The 18,014-nt window shown below is 37.5% G+C and carries 11 protein-coding genes; all 11 read left to right on the top strand.

The window, feature by feature from the left end; genetic code table 11:
* Window positions 1-182: 182 nt before the first annotated feature.
* The 11 genes from ACEW8F_RS15230 to ACEW8F_RS15280 all read left to right on the top strand — a co-directional run bounded on the left by ACEW8F_RS15230 (window position 183) and on the right by ACEW8F_RS15280 (window position 17,990).
* The gene (locus tag ACEW8F_RS15230) at window positions 183-2,339 is read left to right on the top strand and encodes a fibronectin type III domain-containing protein (protein ID WP_373484317.1); all 2,157 of its coding nucleotides are present in this window, start codon (window positions 183-185) and stop codon (window positions 2,337-2,339) included.
* Between the two features lie 58 nt (window positions 2,340-2,397).
* The gene (locus ACEW8F_RS15235) at window positions 2,398-3,564 is read left to right on the top strand and encodes a nucleotide sugar dehydrogenase (RefSeq protein WP_373484318.1); all 1,167 of its coding nucleotides are present in this window, start codon (window positions 2,398-2,400) and stop codon (window positions 3,562-3,564) included.
* 487 nt (window positions 3,565-4,051) lie between these two features.
* On the top strand, window positions 4,052-6,829 hold the full coding sequence (locus ACEW8F_RS15240) for a hypothetical protein (RefSeq protein WP_373484319.1): 2,778 nt from the start codon (window positions 4,052-4,054) through the stop codon (window positions 6,827-6,829).
* A gap of 115 nt (window positions 6,830-6,944) precedes the next feature.
* Complete coding sequence (locus ACEW8F_RS15245; protein WP_373484320.1) at window positions 6,945-7,688, top strand: tyrosine-protein phosphatase; 744 nt, start codon at window positions 6,945-6,947, stop codon at window positions 7,686-7,688.
* 109 nt (window positions 7,689-7,797) lie between these two features.
* Window positions 7,798-9,693, top strand: coding sequence for a polysaccharide biosynthesis protein (locus ACEW8F_RS15250; RefSeq protein ID WP_373484321.1), 1,896 nt, complete (start codon window positions 7,798-7,800; stop codon window positions 9,691-9,693).
* A gap of 101 nt (window positions 9,694-9,794) precedes the next feature.
* Complete coding sequence (locus tag ACEW8F_RS15255; RefSeq protein WP_373484322.1) at window positions 9,795-10,754, top strand: LCP family protein; 960 nt, start codon at window positions 9,795-9,797, stop codon at window positions 10,752-10,754.
* 30 nt (window positions 10,755-10,784) lie between these two features.
* Window positions 10,785-11,546: a YveK family protein gene (locus ACEW8F_RS15260; RefSeq protein ID WP_373484323.1), complete on the top strand. Its 762-nt coding sequence runs from the start codon at window positions 10,785-10,787 to the stop codon at window positions 11,544-11,546.
* On the top strand, window positions 11,546-12,274 hold the full coding sequence (locus ACEW8F_RS15265; RefSeq protein WP_373484324.1) for a CpsD/CapB family tyrosine-protein kinase: 729 nt from the start codon (window positions 11,546-11,548) through the stop codon (window positions 12,272-12,274). The genes ACEW8F_RS15260 and ACEW8F_RS15265 overlap by 1 nt, the downstream gene beginning before the upstream one ends.
* 408 nt (window positions 12,275-12,682) lie before the next feature.
* Window positions 12,683-14,278, top strand: coding sequence for an ABC-F family ATP-binding cassette domain-containing protein (locus tag ACEW8F_RS15270; protein ID WP_373484325.1), 1,596 nt, complete (start codon window positions 12,683-12,685; stop codon window positions 14,276-14,278).
* A gap of 158 nt (window positions 14,279-14,436) precedes the next feature.
* A complete protein-coding gene (locus ACEW8F_RS15275; RefSeq protein WP_373484326.1) occupies window positions 14,437-16,938 on the top strand; it encodes an EAL domain-containing protein in 2,502 nt (833 codons plus the stop codon).
* A 215-nt stretch (window positions 16,939-17,153) separates the two neighbouring features.
* On the top strand, window positions 17,154-17,990 hold the full coding sequence (locus ACEW8F_RS15280) for a 4Fe-4S binding protein (protein ID WP_373484327.1): 837 nt from the start codon (window positions 17,154-17,156) through the stop codon (window positions 17,988-17,990).
* The last annotated feature ends 24 nt before the right edge of the window (window positions 17,991-18,014 follow it).

Consider the following 18,014-nt stretch of genomic DNA (forward strand, 5'->3'; position numbering starts at 1 on the left):
GGCAAAAAGTATTCAAAAGTTGCGCAGATGGTACTCTGTTAAAAAGAGATTGGACGACCATCTGCTAATGAACAAAATTGTGTTGGCAAGTGCACAACTTTTCGAGACCAAACGCTAAACTTTTTGATTGACAAACACAAATGGTTAGCTAATATTCAAATTTATGAAAGAAGGCAAAGAATATGAAAAGAATGAGTGTTCGTATGCTGACGATTCTAATCATGGCTTTGTTATTCGTTTGGCCTGGAGTGTTAGCGGCAGGGAATGCTGTTCAATTTACAAATACCATCCCTTCTGATCAGGGGAAGTCGTTTAATATCGCTGCAGTTAGTGGCATCTGTTATCGGACCCATGTTCAAAATATTGGATGGGAAACAAACTGGGCTCAAGATGGTGGCAGAGCAGGTACTGAGGGGCTAGGCCTCAGGCTTGAGGGGATTCAGATCAAGCTAACTGGGGATGAGCTGCCAGCTGGTGCTGGAGTTGAATACCGCACCCATATCCAAAATATTGGATGGGAAACAGACGGATCAAAAAATGGTGCAACTTCTGGAACTGAAGGACTTAGCCTCCGACTGGAGGGAATTCAAATTCGGCTGATAAATATGCCAGGTTATTCGGTGGAGTACCGAACTCATATCCAAAATTTGGGCTGGGAAACGAACTGGGCGAGAGATGGCGAACCTGCTGGGACGGAAGGCTACAGTTACCGACTGGAAGCCATTGAAATTAGGTTAATCAAACCTTCATCTGCGCTACTGGCACCGGAAGGGCTCGAAACAAAAGTCGGAAAAGAAGAGATTTCATTATCATGGATGCCTGTTGACGAAGCAAAAAGCTATACACTCTATGAGGCAGTTGATACAGATGACTATTTCATGAAAGTTGATGGTGACATAACTGGAACAAGCTATACTGTGAAGGGACTTGATGGGGGAAGGCGTTACTATTTCAAAGTCAAAGCTAGCTCCGGTGTTAATGAAAGCCCATTCTCTGAGGTAGTAACAGCGATTGCCAGTGTGGATTCTGAGGGAAATGTCTTATTAGGGAATCGGATTATAGTCAGCAATGAGTCTGAGGACTTAATCGATTCGCAGCCAACCGGAGCTTTGATTACGACAACTGAAGTTATGGAAACAACAATTTCAAACCAGCAGGCATTTGCAAGGGATGCAGTTCTTCCGTTTAAATCAAATCCGGAAGAGCGGCCTATTGAGCCTTCGATGCTGGAAACAAGTGAAGTCGAAGAGCTTAACAAGGTCAGAGACTTTTACACCTACAATTTTGCAACAGATAGTATGGATATAACCCAAGCCAGGCTTGCTTATATTGGTTCTTACGTTCAGGTGTGGGTGGATATCAATGCAATTGAAGTCGTGATATCGGACGATACCGCACGGTCAATAGGCAGTGAATTTGACGATATTATTTATCCATTAATAACGGAGAATTTCTATACCGCACCTGACGTTAACGGTGATGGAAAAATTGCAATCCTTTGCTTTGACTTACAGGATGGCTATACAGGCTCCAGTCCGAATTCAACTTATTACACAGGTTATTTTTATGCGGGTGATTTATATGATGAGGCAGACTCGAATAAAATGGAAATTCTGTATGCTGACACCAATCCGACGATTACTCAGGTGAATAATACCATTGACATGTCTCAGTTTTATTCAACTATAGTATACCAATTTCAACACATGGTTAATTTTAATTGCAATGGAATTGTTGAAGAAGGTGAAGGAATGGAGATTTGGCTTGATGAAACCCTATCCGAGGCGGCAGTAGGGATGTATGCAAAGATGATTGAGTCCGCGCAGGCATCTGGCGAAAGCTATGTCATCCAGAATGTGAATCTCTATAACAACGATGAAAAGATAAAAAATGGTTTGTCCCTGATGAGGTATGATGTTTTAGATGATGCATCTTCGTCCAATTACGTTCTTTCCTTTTTCTTTTCTCAATACCTACGCACCCAAATAGATGCTGCTTTAGGAGAAACAGGACATAATGTGAAGGTATTTAATGAAATCATAACAGATAGAGGAACGGCTACAGAAGCGGTGGAACGAACGGTTCAAAAACACATTGATCCGCTGCTAACATTTGGTGATTTTATTACAAATTTCCGGGCGGCCATGTTATTGAAGGCTGATGGAGGCTATTTTGGTTTTAATGCGGAAGAGGAATTTGATGAATTGTCCACACCGCTCTATACTGGAGGCAGTACTAGTCTTTATGGAGGTGGAGCAATTGTTATTGCTAATCAAGGCCCATTTACTATACCGACAAATAGAGGTAACGATATCAGTTTTTTAGGTATTTTTAATTAGATAGACTGTTTAAAGTAAAAATGCTGATTGTCTTGATTAGAACAGGAGAGGTGTTTACATGAAGATCACAATTGCAGGAACTGGTTATGTAGGATTGTCTAATGCGATTCTACTCGCGCAAAATAACGAAGTAATCGCATTTGATATACTAAAAGACAAAGTTGAGATGATAAATCATAAAAAATCTCCAATTATTGATCGTGAAATAGAAGAATATCTTGAACAAAAAGAACTAAACTTATTTGCGACTACTGAATGCGAGATTGCGTTTAAAAGTGCTGAGTATATTATTATTTCTACCCCAACAAACTACGATCCTGAAAAGAACTATTTTAATACTCAAACAGTCGAAGATGTTATAGCTAGTGTTATGAAAATTAATCCGGATGCCATTATGATTATAAAATCAACAGTGCCTGTTGGCTATACAGCGGCAATCAAAGAAAAATTTAAAACAGATAATATCATCTTTTCTCCGGAATTCTTGAGAGAGGGGAAAGCGCTTTATGATAATCTGTATCCATCAAGAATAGTAATCGGTGAAGTATCGGAAAGAGCTAGAATTTTTGCTAGGTTACTTGAACAAGGCGCAATAAAAAAAGAAATCAATATCATTTATACAGAATCAACCGAAGCGGAAGCAATAAAACTTTTTTCAAATACGTATCTTGCTCTAAGGGTTGCATACTTTAATGAGTTAGATTCATATGCTGAGATTAGAGGATTAAGTACCCGTGATATTATCAATGGGGTCGGTTCAGATCCTAGAATTGGAAATCATTATAATAATCCTTCATTTGGATACGGTGGATACTGCTTGCCTAAAGACACAAAACAATTGCTTGCGAATTATGCTGACATTCCTCAGAACATTATGTCGGCTATTGTTGATGCAAATAGGACAAGAAAAGATCACATTGCAGAAATGATAATTAAGAGAAATCCTAAAACTGTAGGGATTTATCGACTCACAATGAAAATAGATTCGGACAATTTTCGCGAATCTGCAATTCAAGGTGTGATGAAACGCATAAAAGCCCAAGGCATAGAAGTTTTAGTGTACGAACCAACACTTCATAGTGATTGTTTTTTTAACTCCAGGGTGATTACTGATCTAGAAGAGTTTAAACAAATTTCTGATATCATTGTCGCGAACAGATTAACGGATGAGATTAAAGATGTAGTGGACAAAGTATATACTCGAGATTTATTCAGTCGAGATTAGGGTAACGCTTATATTGAATCGCGATAGAATGAAAAATGTATATGTTTTCGTTTGTAAGTCGAGTCGCACACGTGAAACACACAATTATTAGTATTCACATCATAGATTTATTCGAATGTAGAAAAAATGTTAGAATTTGGTTACAATTTAGATATAAATGCTTTGACAATCCTTTAAAACACTGATATAATCTTGTAAAGAAATGAATAGAACTAATGGCATTAGTTCTATTTAGACATAATTTCGTTACAATTTAATTTACAACTTGAAAATTCGAGTTTTAAGTGTATCAGACAATAATTCAGATAAGCATTTGTCGAATCGCTAAATAGCACGATATTGGATGGGAAGATAAGAATGAAAAGCTATTCATAAGTGCAAGAATGAAATCTGATCGCCTACTAAGAAATAAGTCGCGGATATTTTGAGGGTTCTTGTCGGGAAAGTTTAATAATTAGAACAGCAAATTTTTCGAAAGGAGTAAAGTATGATGTCAGAGCTAAAGAAAGAATGTGAAAACGTGAAAAGAGAGGAATTTAACTATCCGCGTTTTAGAGTAAATGATCAATTTATTGAACTGATGACGGACTGGAATGAGGAATTTCGAGCAACCAGTTTTAGAGCATCCAAGCCAGTAAGTAAATCCTTGCGTTGGTTAACGGAAAGGACACTTCTAAAACTATTTGCACCCGCAGCAGTTGTCGTTAATGAGTTAGGACATATTCTGTTTATTCACGGACAAACAGGCATGTTTTTGGAACCTGTGCCAGGATATCATGGAATTAGTAATGTATTAAAAATGTCTCGAGTTGGATTGCGACGGGAATTAGGGATTGCGTTAAAGGAGGCTGTTGCTCAACAAAAAATTATTTATACACCCGAGATAAGTATTAAAACTTTGGGTGGGAATTTGCTTGTAAATATTACCGTTGGGCCGTTGGAGAATTCTAACAAGGAACCCGCATTGTATATAATAATTTTTGAGAATGGGGCAAAAGTTCAGTCACAAGGAACCGCAAAGGACGAAAGATATCCAATAAATCTAGATGAGAAAATGAATATTCAAGTAAATAAAGATGAGTATAGGGAGGTTCTAAAACTAGAGAGAACGATTAGCTACAGATCTCAGGAGCTATCTGAAATTGAGAGTCAATTGCAGACTAACAGTGAAATGCTTGAAATTTCTAAGAGAGAATTAGAAACTTTTAGTGAAGTTCTGGAAAATGCTAAAAATGATATTGAGATGAATGAAAAACTGATCGAAATATCTAATGAAAATTTGAAGACTGTCAATGAAAAATTAATTTCGGACAGAAACGAATGGCAGAGCAATAATCTCCTTCTGGAGGTATCTAATGAAGAGTTGCAGAGCGTTAATGAAAAATTGGCACTTTGTAAAAGTGATTTTGAGTACCAAAATCGTCTGCTTCAAAAAGCTAGTGAAGAGCTAAAGAGTGTCAGTGAAAAATTGGTGCTCGATAAAAGTGAAATGGAACATAAAGAGCACCTGCTTAGTGCAGCTAATGAAGAGTTGCAGAAAATCGAAGAAAGACTGGAACTTGGTAAAAGTGATCTGGAGGACAAAAAAAATCGCCTAAAGACAGTAGAAGAAGAGTTGCGAATTGTCAGTGAAAGATCAGTGATTAATAAAAACGAATTAGAACGAAACGGTCTTCTTCTGACGGAGTCAAAAGAAGAGTTACAGAGTGTCAAGGATAAGTTGGCATTCGGGCAAAGTGAGTTAAAGAATAATGAGCATCTGCTTGAAAAGGAGAAAGAAGAGTTAGCTATTTTAAATGATAAGTTGACATTCATTAAAAGCGAACTAGTGAATCAAGATTTGCTTTTGAAAGCAGCTAAGGACGAATTAAAGAATGTTAATGAACAAGTTGGATCAAGTAGAAATGAATTGCGGATTAACGACAACCTCTTTGAAATTTTGAAAAATGAAATAGAAACCGCGAAAGCAGAATTAAACAGTGTTAGAGCCGAATTAGCAAAAGAAAATGAGCTACCAGAACTTTTGAGACAAAACCTGGAAGCAATTAAAAGTGAATTAGATACCATGAAGATAGAATTAAAACAGACTAACGATGAATTATATAGTGCTAATGATCAGCTACAAAGAACAAATGAAGAAATTGAGAAGTCAAAGTTAGTATTAAGCTCACTAAATAAGGAATTGTCAACTACTCCAACGAAAGTTAGGGAAAACAATTTAAGTAATAAAGTTCAATCTCTTTTTAATGATGAAGAAAGCAGAAATGATAACCCATATACTCTGTTAAGCAATAATGATGCAACTATTGACAAGGTGCACTCACTATTTAATGACCAGGAATCGGTTATTGACAACAGTCAAACGCGTAATCGCTTAGACAAATCGGAATTAACTGAATCGTTAAGCTATGATAAGTCAATCAAATTGCCAGGTATTAACACGATGCAGTTTCATTTTAGAGATAAGAATGAAACTGTGTCAGCTCAGAGTAGTGGAGAAACTATCGGAAGCAGCAATATTGACTTTGAACCTTCACAATTAAACGGCGAAAATAATCTTTATAAATTCATGGTATCTGAAGAAAGTATAGCTTCAAATGATGATGTTATTAATTCAGGGGAGTTGCTTGCTAACGAGACAGACTTTTCAAATCAAGGTTTATTTGATGATGACCGCGATCAAAGTAACTTTGCAGCAGATTCGATTCCGACAATTGTTTCTGAATTTAAACATGAAGTCAAAAGCGAAAAGATGATAATAACTTTGCAGGAATGGTTTTTAATGCTTGCTAAGATAGAAGAAGAAGGAGCAGAGTTGTACAAAAAATTCTCTGAATTTAGTTCCGGCAAGCTAAAATCGGTTGTTTTAGGATTTGCCCAGGAAGAATTTAAACATAAACGACTGATGATTGACCTTTCAAGTGATGCTCAATTTAATAACATTCAATTAAACGAAACAGTAGCGATGCTTTCGCAAGAGCAAGTAGATTATGTTACAACATACGCCACTAATGTAGACTTATCATCAGAAAAGGAGTTCTTGCAATTTGCTCTACAGCTTGAAAAAAACTATATCGAAATTTACAAAAAACAGTTAGAGATATTCAAAGTTGATTCAAATGAGTATAAAAGATTCAAGAATATGATAGAGGAAGCGAGAAAACATATGGTTTTCATTGTGAATACACTTAATGATTTGAAACAGACAGAGTATTCAGAACAGATCATGACAATGCGAAAAGTCGGAGTTCAGGATAGAGAATAGTTTAGTTGAAATTTTGAATCGAGTCTATTTTGAAAATTTATTGTTAATTTGGGGATTTATTTCTAAAAATTGCTCCATATTCGTAATTCAATCCCTAATAGAAAGAGTGATATCATTGATTGATACTCATATACATTTAGTTCCGGGAGTTGATGACGGCGCTAAGGACATGGATACGGCTATACAGATGTTGCGTGTTGCAAATAATGACGGTGTAAAAGAGATGATACTAACGCCCCATTTTAACACACCGCTCTATCAGAATGAAAATGTCATAGAAAAATATGGTGTATTGAAAGAGTACGTTGCAACAAATATGGTTGACTTCAAAATGCATTTAGGAAATGAGATATATTTAAGTGAAGAAGATGTTGACGCAATAAAAACTGGAAAGGCCTATACGATGGGGAATACCCGTTATCTGCTCCTGGAGCTACCGGTCTATCAATTCTATCCATTTCATGAAATGATGATTCGAGACCTTCAAGAAAATGGTTACAGAATTGTGCTAGCCCACGTTGAAAGATATCAAATTTTTAAAAATCAACCTCAAATGCTTGAGGATCTTGTGAAAAGAGGGATATATTGCCAAATTACAGCAAGCTATATCGTGGATAAAAAAACAAGAAAAAAAGCATTTAAGTTGATTAAAGATGGTCTCGCTCATATAGTTGCTTCAGATGGGCATAATTTAGACAAACGTCCACCTGTAATGAAGATGGCTTATGAAATTGTTTACAAAGCTTTCGGTAGTCGATGCGCAGATTTATTGTTTATTGAAAATCCTAGAGCAATGATTATGGATTCAGTCCTTGGGGATTTTAATATTGGTCAAAAGAAAAAATTGCAGTTGTTTTAACTGTGGTTTGAATTCTAGCATATAAATTAAGATCTGAATAATTATACATAGAACGATATTGATTTATGATCTGAGATTAAAAAGTTGTTAAGAAAAAGCGAGGAGTACCATGCAAAAAAAAACTAGCAGACAATTATTTCTAGTTCTATCGGATATTATTTTTGTGAACATCGCTTTTATTGCGGCGCTTTTATTGCAGTTTGAGGGTCATATACCAGCAGAAGTTCTTACCATTTATTTAAATAGCAGTATTGTTTTGACGGTGGGAAAAATTCTTATATACCGGTATTTCGAATTGTACAGCAGTTTGTGGTCATATGCATCGGTTGATGAATTCATGAAAATTATAATAGCAGGGTTTGTGGGTGCTATTTTAGGAACAGCTTATCTTATCTTCATGGGTGAGAGAATGTTCTTTGGTATTTATTTAACAGCGATGATCTTAGAAATTGCCTTTGTTGGCGGTGTGCGTTTTAGTTATCGGATTATTCGAAGTTTGAAAAATAGGAACTCATTTAATAAAATTGAACATGATAAGAAAATATTGATTATTGGGAGTGGTGCAACCGCTACGCTAATAGCAACAGAGATCAAAAACCACACATCAAATTACGGTCAGATTATTGGTTTTATCGATGACGACGAAAATAAATTGAACAAGAGTATTTCTGGGGTAAAAGTTCTAGGTAATTATCATGACATCTACAGCATTGTCCACAAGTTCAAGATAAATGAAATCATCATTGCGGTGCCAACTGCGGGCCCGTATACGGTAAGAATGGTTATAGCAGAATGCAAGCGGACAAATGCCAACGTCCGTATCATGCCAGGCATTCGCGAAGTGATTGATGGTCAAGTTTCACTTAATAAAATCAGAGGTGTCGAGATTGAAGATTTGCTTGGAAGAGACTCGGTGAATCTGCATGTTACGGAAATAATCAGTTACATTGAAAGTAAAACGGTTCTCGTCACGGGTGGTGGTGGTTCAATTGGATCTGAGTTATGCAGGCAAATTGCTAAATTTAACCCGGGAAAACTTATTATTATTGATAACTATGAGAACAATGCATATGAAATTCAGAATGAACTAATTAAAGAATATGGGAATAAGCTAAACCTAGACGTCATTATTGCGTCGGTTAGAGATCGGGAAAATATATTCACAATCATCGGTAGCAATCGTCCTGATGTGATCTTTCATGCAGCAGCTCATAAACATGTCCCCCTGATGGAACACTCACCTGGGGAGGCAATAAAAAATAATGCGTTTGGCACCAAAAATGTTGCAGAGGCGGCTCATGAATATGGTGCTGATCGTTTTGTATTAATTTCAACAGATAAGGCTGTTAATCCAACGAATATTATGGGCGCGAGCAAACGTATCTGTGAGATGATTATTCAAGGCCTAGCAAAACAGAGTACTACCAAGTTTACGGCGGTTAGATTTGGAAACGTTCTTGATAGCAATGGATCAGTTGTGCCACTTTTTAAAAAACAAATAAAAGAAGGTGGGCCTATAACGGTTACCCATAAAGACATCATTCGTTATTTTATGACAATTTCAGAAGCGGCTCAATTGGTGATTCAGTCTGGAGCCATTGCAATCGGTGGAGAAATATTTGTTCTCGATATGGGGGAACCGATAAGAATTTATGATTTAGCAGTCGACTTGATCAAGCTTTCAGGACTAAAGTTGGATGAAGATATTAAAATCGAGATAACCGGTTTGAGGCCAGGAGAAAAGTTGTATGAAGAACTTCTGATGGATGAAGAGGGATTAATTGGCACAAAATGCGAAAAAATCCATGTCGGCAAACCCATTGATATTGATTATGTTCAGCTTAAGCAATCCCTCGATGAGTTGTCAGAGGCCCTAAAATCACCCAATGTTAATAACCTCATCAGTATGGTAAGAAAAATTGTACCCACGTATAGAAATAGTGATGAAGTTAACAGTAAAGTCAAAGAAATTGCGAAAAAGAAAGAATTAAATGATATCTTTTAAGCATAGCGATACACATTAAAAACATTGAGTAGTAAACTATTAATACAATTTATGCAAATATTGAAATTATTATACATTGAAGCAAGAAAAGAGCTATTCGAATGAAGAAAAAAAAAAATGCAGTAATATCAGTTGGATTGATTCTTCTAATTATTGGGGTATTTGCTTACGTATTTACAAGTGATAATTCAAACAATCGGACAGAATCAGATAATGAATCAAATAGCTCATTTAATGAAGAAGCAAGTTTGTCGATAGAAGATGTACTAAATAAAAACAACGAGGATTTATTAAAATTTATTGATACTAGAAAAACAGTTGTTTTTGCGATCTACGGAATTGATGATAAAACAACAGAAGAAGGAAGAAGCGACATAATAATGGTGATCAAGTATGACCCAACGGTAAAAAAAATGGTCATCGTATCGATACCAAGAGATTTAAGAGTTGATGTCCCAGGATATGGTATGACTAAAATTAATCATGCCTATGCTTATGAAGGCGAGCAGCTTATTAATCAAGTCGTAGAAGAACTACTGGGAGTAAAACTAGATTTTTCTGTTAAATTGAATTTTGATACATTTTCAAGCATTATCGATGACGTCGGCGGTGTCGAAATCAATGCGAAGAAACAGTTTCTTTACGATGATAATTCCCTTGCTATTGATCAGGGCAGTCAAACGCTAAATGGAAAAGATGCGCTTTTCTATGTACGGTTCAGGAGTGACAGTGATGTTGATTATGGGCGTATTGGCAGACAACAGGAGGTTGTGATTTCATTGATGGAAGATTTGAAATCAATTAGTACGAAAGAGAAAATCAAATTGGTCACAACTTATTACGACCAGGGAATAAAGACGGATGCAAATCTGAATAAGATTATAGACTATATCAAAATGAGCAAAGCTGATAATGATATTGTCTATGAGAATTACCGCCTACCTACATATTCTGAGGTGATCGATGGATTATGGTATGAATTGTATCGGCAAGAAGATTTGGACATGATAAAAAACTTATTTGATAAAAAAGAAGAAATGAATTTAGAAAATTGGAAATAGGCAAAGGCAATAAAACGGGAGGTGTAAATAATGGAGGCAACAAAAGAGGTTGATTTTAAAGAGCTGATTAGGATTTTCTTTAAAAGATGGTGGCTTATACTATTATTGACAATTATGGGTTCTGGTGTGACTTACTTTATTACAGCAAATTTTGTTACGCCTATTTATGAAGCTAAAACAGTTTTATATATCGGACAAGAAGATTCAGGATTAGGAAGTATTGGTATTTCAGTCGGTCAGCTTGAAGCGGATAGTCAGTTGATTATCGATTATAAGCAGATCGCATTAACGCGTCTGGTGATTGATGCAGTTATAAAAAACACCGGATTGAGTATTTCTGACAGTGAATCCTTGAATAATTCAAATAACATCGAAGGTGACTCATCGGAGGATCCGATGGTTATGTCATACAAGAAGTTTCGCAATAATATTGTTATTGAAACTGTAGAAAACTCTCGTTTATTCACGGTTGGCTTTCGATATCCAGATCCTGAAATTGCAAAAAAGGTTTCTGATGAATTAGCAAAGCAGCTGACCATAGCTGTTTCTCAAATTGTCGGTGTTGAAAATATTCGTATTTTGGATCAAGCCTTTGTACCAGCAAAACCTATTGCACCGAACAAATTACAAAATGCAATTATCGGTGGTGTTTTAGGTCTTATTTTCTCATTATTCATTGTGATTGTAATGTTTTTAGCTAATGATACCGTTAAAGATGAAGACGAAATTAAGAGCCTTATTGGGGTGTCTGTTTTGGGGAGTATTCCAGAATTCAAGGGGGAGGCTAGATAATGAACTTATCAAGTTTAATAATATTAAGTAATCCCTCATCACATGTAACTGAAAGTTACAAACTGTTAAGAACTAATTTAAATTTTATAAATTTTCAGAATAAATATCAGGTTATTTTATTCACGAGTGGTGCTAAAGAAGAAGGTAAAACAACAACCATATGTAATTTAGCTATAACACTGGCACAGTCCGGCAAGCGGGTACTTTTGATTGATGCAGATTTGAGACTCCCGCGGGTGGGGAAGATTTTTGATATCAAAGAAAATCAGCCTGGTTTATCAAATATGTTAGTTGAAGGATTAATTCTTGATTCAGTGTTAAATAAAGTAAATAATCTTGAAAAGTTTGATATCCTAACTGCCGGTGATCGACAAGTTTCGCCAACAGAACTATTGAATTCTGATGCTTTTGAAAAAATGATTTTAGCATGCAGGAAAGAGTACGATATAATTTTAATAGATACTCCACCGGTTTTGAACTTTGCCGATGCAAGCATAGTATCTAGAGTAACTGATGGTGAGATACTCGTTATTGCTGCTAATGAAACAAAAAAATCAGTAATTGTTGAAGCAAAAAAAAACATCGACAAAGTCGGTGGTGTACTATTAGGTGTTGTTTTGACAAAAGTAAAATTCAAAAAGAATTCCCACTATTATGGATATGAAGACGACAAGTCTCGATCAAAAAAGGAAAAGAAGATTAAGAAAGAGAAGAAATCAAAGAAATAAAAAGTATTTTCAAATGGTTCAACGTTAAATCTAAAATCTTGTCTGAGAACCAGTTTTTATCTTCAACTTTCATTTGAATGCCATAAATTATATTCTCAGAATGTATTCAGAATATTTTGCAAAAAAAAGACTGGAAAATGGGATTGAAAAAGGATATAATATAATAATCTATGGTAGAGGCTTTTTATCAGTATTTTGATAAAGGCCTCTTCTTTACGCGAAGCTATTAACTCTACCCTAATGTAGCTTTTTAAGGTGAAAGTTCCAATTATGAGTATGCATAAAGTTTCATAACAGGATAAGTAGGCACATCTCTACACAACGAAAAAGAAACAGGGAATATTCAAGAATTCATTTATTGAATATTAATGTGCTTTATAATAAAAACAAGTGGAGGATTATCAATTAATGATAACAGTATCAGAACTAAGTTTGAATTTTAGCGGAACAAATCTTTTTTCCAATGTAAATATAAAATTTACCCCGGGGAATTGCTATGGGGTCATCGGGGCGAATGGCGCCGGAAAGACCACCTTTTTAAAAATCTTGTCAGGAGAGCTCGAACCATCAACTGGTAATGTCTTTATTCCCGAAAACATGCGGATGTCGGTGCTAAAACAGGATCATTATGCCTTCGATGCGTTTTCGGTTCTTGACACCATTATGATGGGAAATCAGCATCTTTATGCGGTCATGAAAGAAAAAGATGCCTTATACATGAAAGAAGATTTTTCCGATGCGGATGGCATCCGGGCTGGCGAACTTGAAGGTGAGTTTGCCGAAATGGGCGGCTGGGAAACCGAATCCGATGCATCGCGGATTATCCAGGGCCTTGGTCTTAAGGTTGACATTCTGGATGCCAACATGGATAGCCTAACCGGGAACGAAAAGGTCAAGGTTTTATTGGCCCAGGCTTTATTCGGCAAGCCGGAGATCATCTTACTGGATGAGCCCACCAACCATTTGGATATTCAGGCGGTGGAATGGCTGGAAGAATTCTTAATGGACTATGATGGAACCGTTATTGTGGTATCCCATGACCGCTATTTCTTGAATAATGTCTGTACCCATATTGTCGATATTGATTTTGCCAAGATCAAGGTTTATGTTGGGAACTATGATTTCTGGTATGAATCCAGCCAATTGATTCAGCGATTATTAAAAGATCAGAATAAGAAAAATGAAGATAAGGCAAAAGAACTGCAGAACTTTATTGCCCGGTTCTCGGCCAATAAATCCAAATCCAAACAGGCGACCTCCCGTAAGAAAATGCTGGATAAGCTGAACATCGAAGACATGCCCTCATCATCCCGAAAATATCCCTGGGTTGGTTTCCAGATCGATCGTGAGCCCGGTAAAGAAATTTTAACCGTCGAGCATTTATCAAAAACCATCGATGGTGTTAAAGTTCTCAACAACGTCAGTTTCCGGGTCAATAAGGATGATAAGATTGCTTTTGTGGCAGACAACGAGATTGCCATGACGACTCTGTTTAAGATTCTGATGGAAGAAATTGAGCCGGACGAAGGCAGTTTCAAATGGGGCGTCAGTACCACCCAGTCTTATTTCCCTAAAGATAACAGTGACTATTTTAACGGCTGTACTCTGAACATCTGCCAATGGCTGCAACAATACACCGAAGAAATCACGGAAACCTATATTCGCGGTTTTCTGGGACGGATGCTTTTTTCCGGCGATGATATTTACAAAGAAGTACAGGTTCTCTCCGGGGGCGAAAAGGTACGCTGCATGCTATCCAAAATCATGATGTTTGGCTCAAACGTACTGGTTCTCGATCAACCAACTAATCACCTCGATCTGGAATCGATCACCGCCGTCAATAATGGTCTGATTGACTTCAAAGGCATCTTACTTTTTGCCAGCCATGACCATCAGTTTATGCAAACCGTGGCCAATCGAATTATTGAAATCGGAGAGGAAGGCATCATCGATCGTTTATCGACCTATGATGAATTCATCGAGTATAAGAAAAAGCTAGTTTAAGATTATCATCGAGCGCACCGCTAATGACAGCAGAGAAGTCTGGCATTAGAAGGTGCGCTTTTTCATGTATTAAAACCATTGTTCTTTTTTTCTGACAATTAAACAAAAAAATGTTATAATTCAGCTAAATCAATAGAATGACTTGATCGAGGTGATTCATGGATAACAGGGTATTATTATTTTCAATCGTTTTTTTTATATTTTTTGTCGTTTATATATTAGCAGGGCTCTATGTTTTTTTAAAATCGTCCAAAGAACCGAGCAATCCGGTTTTATCGGATTTGCCTAGTGCTCGATCGGAAAAACAGGAAAGCAAGACGTTAAATATTATTTCAATAAAAAAAGTTTATGGGTATCTTTCCATCGCTATGATGTTTGGTGGGATGCTTAATTTTGTGTCCCAGTATCTTATCGGCAAGGAATCAAGCATTGTGGAAGTTTTGATTCTTAGTGCTATCCTGATCTGTGGCGGCTTGATGATTCAGATTCTGCAAAGGCTGAAACTTTCGGATCAGCGAAAGGACTTTCTTAGTGTATCATGGCTGGCAGTACTGATTCCCGTCATCACCCTGCAGTTTATTGAATTTGGAGCAGTCACAATTTGGGCTTTTCCATTTATTCTAATTATCGCTTTTTTAGTATTCAAAGAGAAAATCCTGCTGGGAATCATGAGCGTATCCATCATTTTAACTCAGATTATTGTTTGGGTGATGGTGCCGTTAACCTATGTAAGCGTAAGTGGGGTTGATTATTCGGTTAGAATCGGGATGTTTTGTATTGGCATTTGGTTATGCTCCTATGTTAACAAACTATTTTTATTAAGGCTTGATGAAGCAGCTGAAAAAATGAAACTGCAGGAACTGATCACCCAAATTTCATCTGATTGTGTGGGAATCAACCAGCAGAATTTTACGGAGAATATCGATTATTTGTTAAGAACGAGCTGTGAGTTCTTTTTAGTTGATCGGACTTATATCTGTTTATTTGACCTGGACCATAAAACATTTTCATGTCTCCAGGATTATTGTCGTCCTGGGATCGAATCCAGTCAAGATCGGATCCAAAACCTTCCCATTGATTCCAGTCACTGGCGAATGGAAAAAATTCTGGGTAATGAATTGTTTGTGGCATCAGATATCAGCAAACTTCCGGAATTTGTCAATGCTGAGCTCATTAATATGGATGTTAAGTTTCCTAGATCTCAGCTTATTGCGCCGATTGCCAGCAAAGAAAAAATTATTGGATTCTGGGGACTTGAGACAGAGACAAGGATACAGGAATGGCAGGATGACCACCTGAATTTCGCCAAAATCATTGCGAACATTCTTGGCGATACCATTTCTCGGATCGACTCGGAGAAGGAACTAAGTTATCTGGCACATTATGACGAGATTACCAAGTTGGCAAATCGGAATCTGTTTACGAACTATCTGTATTTCAGCATGGTCAAACAAGAGTTTACCGACACCTATTTAGGGATTATTTTCCTGGATCTGGATTCGTTTAAAACGGTCAACAATACAGTTGGCCATGAAATGGGAGATGAACTTCTCTATCTGGTCGGGGAAAAGATCAAGGGTGTTGTGGCTAAAACGGATCTGGTTTCTCGTTTTAGCGGCGATGAATTCTTAATCATGATCAGTCATGTGAAAAACAAAGACGAAATGTCAGGGATTGCCGAAAAATTGATGAATCTATTTAATGAACCCTTTATCCTCAAGGGTCAGGAGTTTTTTATGACCGCCAGTGCCGGGATTGCACTCTATCCGATGGACGGTGGAGATCCGGAAGCGCTGATCATGAATGCCGACATTGCCAAGTACAAAGCCAAAGAAAAAGGCCGGAATCAATATCTGCTATGTTCTGCTGATATGAAAGAAGCCGTGAATCGTCAGAATCAGCTGACGAATTTCCTCTATCGTGCCCTGGAAAAAGGCGAATTATTTATTCAATATCAACCGCAGGTATGTTTGAGCACCGGAAAGGTTACTGGTGTCGAATCGCTCTTACGTTGGCAACATCCGGAGTTGGGGTTGATTTCCCCGGGGGTGGTGATTCCGCTGGCTGAAAAGACCAGTTTGATTAATCCCATCGGAGAATGGGTGCTTGAAACAGCCTGTCGGCAAAATAAAGCCTGGCAGGAAATGGGTATCGAACCGATCCTGATGGCTGTTAATATTTCGGCCAGTCAATTTAAAAATCCGAATCTGATTAGTCAGATCGAGGGAATTCTCAAAAGAACCGGTCTTAAACCCGAGTATCTGGAAATTGAAATTACTGAAAGTACTGCTATTTTAGAATTAAATGAAATTATCTGCAAACTCAATGGTCTGAAGGAAATTGGGGTTTCCATCGCCATCGATGACTTTGGAACCGAGTATTCATCCCTGGGTCGTCTAAAAATGCTGCCGCTGGATCGGCTGAAAATGGACAAGCAGTTCGTCGATGGGATTGGATCAAATCATAAGGATCAGGCTATTGCGAAAGCGATTATCCAGCTGGGCAAAAGTCTTGGTCTGTCGGTGGTGGCTGAAGGGGTTGAGGATGAAAATCAGGTATCTTTTTTAAAAACATCGCAGTGTGATCTGATCCAGGGCTATTATTACTACAAACCGCTTGACGCAGCAGCAATTGCGGAAATTTTACAACAACAGGGTTGAGTCAAACAGCAGATTTAAGGACGCACATTGATGAGGTGTTTCTTAAAAAAGAGTATCGGTATGGATTATTTTAAAACAATTCAAATTTACGAAATAAAGTCTATTCTGTGGAATTTATAACAATTATTTTGAAATTTTGAAACTTAAAAATTTACAAAGGCAGTAGATTGGTTTATAATTGAATAAATTAGACGAATCTGATCGAGAGGCTTAAAATGGACAAAACAGAAATAATACAGCTTGCGGAAGACTTTATTGGAAATTCAGCAGATAACCAGATAAAGATGGATAGTGAAGCACCCCCTGAACTAGTCGGAAAGAGAATCTATGATGCCCCAATTTTCGGTTTTTGTGAAGCCCGTGACGAGGTATTTGCAATACTTAAGAAACCGGAGGTAATCGGTTGTCATTTCCGGAATCCCCGGGAATGGTTGCCCACAGCGCATACGGTGATTTCATTTTTTCTGCCCTATAGCGAGGCCGTGAAAGCCAGTAACCGGGAACAGAAAATCTGGCCGTCATGGGGATGGCTGGTCGGTCGGGTTGAAGGCCATCGGTTATTGAGAGCCCTGTTATTGCAGTTGGAAATAAGCCTAAAACAGGCTGGCTATGCCACCATTGTACCAGCTATGGATAAAAAATTTTTTAGCATAACCGAACCCATTGAAGAGCTCTGCGGCGAACCCCTGGCGTTTACCAGTAACTGGTCAGAACGCCATATTGCCTATCTCTCAGGATTGGGGACCTTTGGTCTTTCAAAGGGGTTGATCACGGAAAAAGGAATTGCCGGAAGATTTGGCAGTCTGGTCACGGAATTACAGTTGGAACCCAATCAGCGACCTTATGAAATTTATAATGCCTATTGCACCCAATGCGGTGCTTGTGTCAAACAATGCCCAGTGCAGGCCATCTCCATCGAAAAAGGAAAAGACCATCGTCTCTGCAGCATTTTTCTTGATAAAACTGCGGAAAAATTCACCCCTCGGTATGGCTGTGGGAAATGTCAGGTCAATGTACCTTGCGAAAGTGGTATTCCCGGCCGAAATAAATAATTACAGTGATCAGATAGGACAAAT

Source organism: Acetobacterium sp., from assembly GCF_041752335.1.
GTDB lineage: Bacteria > Bacillota > Clostridia > Eubacteriales > Eubacteriaceae > Acetobacterium.

Excerpts from the sequence above, each read along its gene's own strand:
- ACEW8F_RS15230 (WP_373484317.1), top strand. The coding sequence starts at position 183 with ATGAAAAGAATGAGTGTTCGTATGCTGACGATTCTAATCATGGCTTTG.
- ACEW8F_RS15235 (WP_373484318.1), top strand. The coding sequence starts at position 2,398 with ATGAAGATCACAATTGCAGGAACTGGTTATGTAGGATTGTCTAATGCG.
- ACEW8F_RS15240 (WP_373484319.1), top strand. The coding sequence starts at position 4,052 with ATGATGTCAGAGCTAAAGAAAGAATGTGAAAACGTGAAAAGAGAGGAA.
- ACEW8F_RS15250 (WP_373484321.1), top strand. The coding sequence starts at position 7,798 with ATGCAAAAAAAAACTAGCAGACAATTATTTCTAGTTCTATCGGATATT.
- ACEW8F_RS15255 (WP_373484322.1), top strand. The coding sequence starts at position 9,795 with ATGAAGAAAAAAAAAAATGCAGTAATATCAGTTGGATTGATTCTTCTA.
- ACEW8F_RS15260 (WP_373484323.1), top strand. The coding sequence starts at position 10,785 with ATGGAGGCAACAAAAGAGGTTGATTTTAAAGAGCTGATTAGGATTTTC.
- ACEW8F_RS15265 (WP_373484324.1), top strand. The coding sequence starts at position 11,546 with ATGAACTTATCAAGTTTAATAATATTAAGTAATCCCTCATCACATGTA.
- ACEW8F_RS15270 (WP_373484325.1), top strand. The coding sequence starts at position 12,683 with ATGATAACAGTATCAGAACTAAGTTTGAATTTTAGCGGAACAAATCTT.
- ACEW8F_RS15275 (WP_373484326.1), top strand. The coding sequence starts at position 14,437 with ATGGATAACAGGGTATTATTATTTTCAATCGTTTTTTTTATATTTTTT.
- ACEW8F_RS15280 (WP_373484327.1), top strand. The coding sequence starts at position 17,154 with ATGGACAAAACAGAAATAATACAGCTTGCGGAAGACTTTATTGGAAAT.